The 4,704-nt window shown below is 71.2% G+C and carries 4 protein-coding genes; 1 reads left to right on the plus strand and 3 read right to left on the minus strand.

The window, feature by feature from the left end:
- Window positions 1–105: 105 nt before the first annotated feature.
- Window positions 106–1,353: a cytochrome P450 gene (locus ACF1BN_RS35920; RefSeq protein ID WP_392335801.1), complete on the minus strand. Its 1,248-nt coding sequence runs from the start codon at window positions 1,351–1,353 to the stop codon at window positions 106–108.
- Between the two features lie 92 nt (window positions 1,354–1,445).
- On the opposite strand from ACF1BN_RS35920, the gene ACF1BN_RS35925 reads away from it, so the two are divergent.
- Window positions 1,446–2,360, plus strand: coding sequence for a LysR substrate-binding domain-containing protein (locus ACF1BN_RS35925; protein ID WP_392335802.1), 915 nt, complete (start codon window positions 1,446–1,448; stop codon window positions 2,358–2,360).
- Between the two features lie 231 nt (window positions 2,361–2,591).
- On the opposite strand, the gene serA is transcribed toward ACF1BN_RS35925, so the two are convergent.
- Both serA and fdxA read right to left on the minus strand, forming a co-directional pair.
- Window positions 2,592–4,178: a phosphoglycerate dehydrogenase gene (gene serA, locus ACF1BN_RS35930; RefSeq protein ID WP_392335803.1), complete on the minus strand. Its 1,587-nt coding sequence runs from the start codon at window positions 4,176–4,178 to the stop codon at window positions 2,592–2,594.
- Between the two features lie 75 nt (window positions 4,179–4,253).
- Window positions 4,254–4,577: a ferredoxin gene (gene fdxA / locus ACF1BN_RS35935; RefSeq protein WP_392335804.1), complete on the minus strand. Its 324-nt coding sequence runs from the start codon at window positions 4,575–4,577 to the stop codon at window positions 4,254–4,256.
- Window positions 4,578–4,704: the final 127 nt, after the last annotated feature.

Here is a 4,704-nt window from a genome sequence, read left to right on the forward strand (position 1 = left end):
GGTCACCTATCGGCGGGGCGGACCTTGACGGGGGGGGCGGGGACGCGGGGGGGGGCGGGGGGGGGGGGGGGCGCCCCCCGCCGGCCGCCGTTCGGGTCCGAGGGGTCAGCCGGGCCACTCGACGAGGAGGCTCCTGGGGCCGCGGAAGGAGACGTTGGCGGGGAAGTCGAAGTCCTGGTTCTCCACCAGCTTCATGTCGGGGGCCCGTTGTGCCAGCAGGTCCAGGGCGACGCGGGCCTCCATCCGGGCGAGCGGGGCCCCGATGCAGTAGTGGATGCCCTTGCCGAAGGCGAGGTGGCGGCGGGCGTCGCCCCGGTGGATGTCGAAGGTCTCCGGGTCCTCGAAGTGGTTCGGGTCCCGGTTGGCCGCGCCGAGCAGGATGAGGACCTTGGCCTCGGCCGGGATCTCGACCCCGCCGACGTCGACCGCCCGGGTGGTGATCCGCCGCCACGCGGGAATGCTGCTGTCGTACCGCAGCAGTTCCTCGATCGCCTTGGCTATGAGTCCGCGGTCGGAGCAGATCGCGGCCCACTGCTCGGGGTTGGCCAGCAGCTGGCGGATCGCGTTTCCGGTGAAACTGGTCGTGGTCTCGTGGCCGGCGAAGCTCAGTCCGTAGGCGACGTTGGTGATGTCCTCGAGCGACAGCGTCTCGGGGCTCTCCTGGTGGATGCGGATCAGATCGCTGGTGAAGTCGTCCACCGGTTCCGCGGCGCGCTTGGCCACGAAGTTTTCGCAGTATTCCCAGTAATGCGTCATGTTGGTGGCGATCTCGCGCTGTTCGTCACCGCTCGGCCGACCCCAGCTGAACGCGATGCGGTTTCCGCACCAGCTCTTCAGCATGTCCATGTCCTCATCGGGGAACCCGATGAACGTGAAGATCATGTACGCGGGAAGCGGATAGGTCAGGGCGTTCACCAGGTCCACCCGACCGGGCTCGATGGCGTCCACGAGCTCCGTCGCCTTGGCCCAGACCTTCGGCTCCAACGTGGCCAGCCGCTTCGGTGAGAAGCCCGTCATGTTGTGCTTCCGGATGCGGGTGTGCCGCGGCGGGTCGCAGTCCGACATCACCGGATAGGCGCGGAAACCATTCTTCAGAATCTCTTGCGACTCTTCCGACAACGGAAAGACCGGCCTCTGCCCGACGGCGGCGGAAAAGGTTCCCGGGTCCTTGAGAACGGCTTCGATGTCGTCGTAGCGGGTGATCACCCACATGTCGATGGCCGCCGCGTAGAACGCGGGGGTCTCATCCCTCACCGCGGAATGGATCGGGTAAGGATCGGTGACGTAGGCGTCGCCAAGCGGGTCGAAACTGTGGTGCACCGGGCACCCAGAGGCCGAATTCGTCGGCATCATCGCGCAACCTCCTCGACTTGGTTCTCCAAGTCTCCGTCATGACCCTCGAATTGAAAAAGGGAAAATGATGAAACGTGTTATGGGATTCCCTAATGACTGAGCGCATCAGCCTGCGCCGCCTGCACGCGTTCGTGGCGTGCGCCGAGGCCGGGACCATGACGGGGGCGGCACGGCGCCTTTTCGTGTCGCAGGGCGCGGTGTCGGTCGCGATCGCCCAGCTGGAGCGCGAGGTCGGTGTGCAGCTGCTGCTGCGCTCCAAGGCGAAGGGGCTGACACTCACCGCCGCCGGCCGGCTCCTCCTGCCGGAGGCCCGGTCCCTGCTCGCCCGCGCCGACGAACTCCAGTCGGGGATGCGCGACCTGGGGCTCGCCCCGTCGGGGCGCCTGGTGATCGGCTGCTTCACCACCATCGCCCCGTTCTTCCTGCCCCGGGTGCTGGAGGAGTTCCAGCAGGCCCATCCCCAGGTGACCCTGGACTTCGTGGAGGGTTCGCTCACCGAGCTCCAGCGGCGACTGCGCGAGGGGGAATGCGAGGTGGCCGTGGTGTACGGCGTCGACATCCAGGCCGGCATCGACTACGACACGCTGTACACGACCCGCCCGTACGTCCTGCTGCCGGCCGCCCACCCGCTGGTGGAGAAGGACGAGATCGGGCTGACCGATCTCGGCGAGCACGACATGGTCGCCCTCGACGTCCCGCCCAGTCTGCGCTACTTCAACGAGGTCCTGAGCTCGGCAGGGGTGTCACCCCGCATCCGGCACCGCACGGAGAGCTTCGAGACGGTGCGCAGCCTCGTCGCCCGGGGTGTCGGGTACTCCCTGCTCATCCAGCGCCCCTTCGCGGACGTCAGCTATGAGGGACGGGGGCTGGTGACCCGGCCGATAAGCGACGGGATACGCCCGCTGGATGTCGTGCTCGCCCGCCCGGCGGGCGTCCGGCTGACGCGCCGGGCGGCGGCGTTCACCGCGTTCTGCCACGCCTCGGTGGCACCCCGGCTGAGGGAGTGAGGGCCCCGGCTGAGGGAGTGAGGGCCCCGGCTGAGGGAGTGAGGGCCCCGGTCCGCGGCCGTCGGCCGCACCGGCCCCTCGCCCTCCCCCACCGCACCCGCGTGCTCCCCGCGCCGGACCCGACACACGTACTCCCCCGCGCCGGATCCGACGCGAGGGAGTACGGGTTCCGATGCGCGCACCGCCGGGCCGCGCCGCGGTCGCGGCGGCCGGGCGGAGGCCCGGCGCCTCCTATGGCTCCAGTCGCACGAAGCGCACGGACGACGCGTCGAGGGCTGCCCCGAGCGCGTGCACGACGCTCTCGGGGACGTCGCTGTCGACCGACATGGCCGCCATCGCCCGTCCGGCGGCGCGGGCGACCTCCATGCCGGCGATGTTGACGCCGGCGGCGCCGAGGAGGCGTCCCGCCGTGCCGATGGCGCCGGGTGCGTCGGTGTACCAGAGGAAGAGCATGCGGCCCGTGAGGTCCAGGTCGGTCTCGTGCTCCCCGACCTCCACGAGCTTGTGGGTGAGCTTCCGGCCGGACAGCGCGCCGGCCACCGCCAGGGACGTGCCGTCGGCCAGGAGGCCCCGGATCGCGAGGGCGTTGCGGTGCCCGGTGCTCTCCGAGCTCGTGGAGAAGCGCACGGAGACGCCGAGCTCGCGGGCCACCTCCGACGCGTTCACCGGCGAGGGCGGCGCGGCGGCGAGCCGGGTCAGGACGCCCGTGAGCGCGCACGCCTCCAGGACGGTGACGTCGCGGCGGGTCACCTCGCCGCGGACCTCGACCTCCAGCCGCACGGGGCGTCGCCTTCCCGCGAGCTCGGTGAAGACCCGCCCGAGGTCGTCGGCGAGCGCGAGGTAGGGGTGGACCTCCTCGGCGACGGGGCCTCCGGGGGCGTTCACCGCGTCGGGCACCAGCTCCCCGGCGAGGGCGCGGCGCACCGAGTGGGCCACGGCGGTCCCGGCCTTCTCCTGGGCCTCGTGGGTCGACGCGCCCAGATGGGGGGTGACCACGACGTTGTCGAGCCCGAACAGCGGGGAGGCGGTGCACGGCTCCACCGCGAACACGTCGAGACCCGCTCCGGCGACGCGCCCGTCCTTCAGCGCCGCGGCCAGCGCCTCCTCGTCCACGATGCCGCCGCGCGCCGCGTTGACGATCCGCACGGACGGCTTGACCAGGGCCAGCTCCCGCTCGCCGACGAAGCCGACCGTCTCGGGAGTCCGGGGCAGGTGCACGGTGACGAAGTCGGACTGCCGGAGCAGGTCGTCGAGCGGGACGAGGCGTGCGCCGGCGCGCACCGCCCGCTCCTCCGTGGCGTAGGGGTCGTGGGCGAGGATCCGCATGCCGAAGGCGGACATCCTCTGCGCCACCAGGGTGCCGATGCGGCCCAGGCCGATGACGCCCAGGGTCTTGTCCGCCAGCTCGACGCCCACGTACCTCCCCCGGTCCCACTCACCGCTCTTGAGCGAGAAGTCGGCCTGCGGGATGGTGCGGGCGGTGGACAGGAGGAGGCCGCAGGCCAGTTCGGCGGCGCTGACCACGTTGGAGAGGGGGGCGTTGACGACCAGGACGCCGGCCTTCGTGGCCGCCGGGACGTCGATGTTGTCCAGACCGACGCCGGCCCGTGCCACGACGCGAAGGCGGCGTGCGGCGCCGATCACCTCGGCGTCCACGCGGGTGGCACTGCGCACCAGGAGGGCGTCGGCTTCGGCGACGGCGGCCAGCAGAGCCCGCCGGTCGGCACCGGCGCAGTGCCGGACGTCGATGTCCGGGCCGAGCGCGGTGAGAGTGGAGGGCGAGAGTTCGTCGGCGATGAGGACGAGGGGCTTGGCCATGGTTTGGACTCGATCCGTGAAGGGCTCGTACGGGCGGAGGTGTCGAGCGGTACGGAGGCGCCGTCGCCGGTCCGCTCAGCTCGCGGAGGGCGCGGGCAGGGCTTGTACGACCGCGTGGTCCGCGGCGAGCGGGTCGGCGTCACGCGAGCCGCCGGGGAGCCCCAGGCCGTCGAAGGCCTCCCGGTCCGCTATGCGGAAGGCGCTGAAGTCCTCCGGCAGGTCGTCCTCGTAGAAGACCGCTTCCACGGGGCAGACCGGCTCGCAGGCTCCGCAGTCGACGCATTCGTCCGGCTGGATGTACATCTTGCGGGGGCCCTCGTAGATGCAGTCGACGGGGCACTCCTCCAGGCATGCCTTGTCCTTGATGTCCACGCAGGGCTGAGCGATGACGTAAGCCATGGGTGCCTCCGGTGTGAGGGTTCCGTCGGGCTGTCAGCCGACGACGGTCCAGGTGTCGTTGCCGGCGAGGAGTCGGGCGAGGTCGCCTTCGCCGTGTCGTTCGGTGGCCTGGTCGAGCTGGTCGGCC

Source organism: Streptomyces sp. NPDC014861 (assembly GCF_043081625.1).
Taxonomy (GTDB): Bacteria; Actinomycetota; Actinomycetes; order Streptomycetales; family Streptomycetaceae; genus Streptomyces.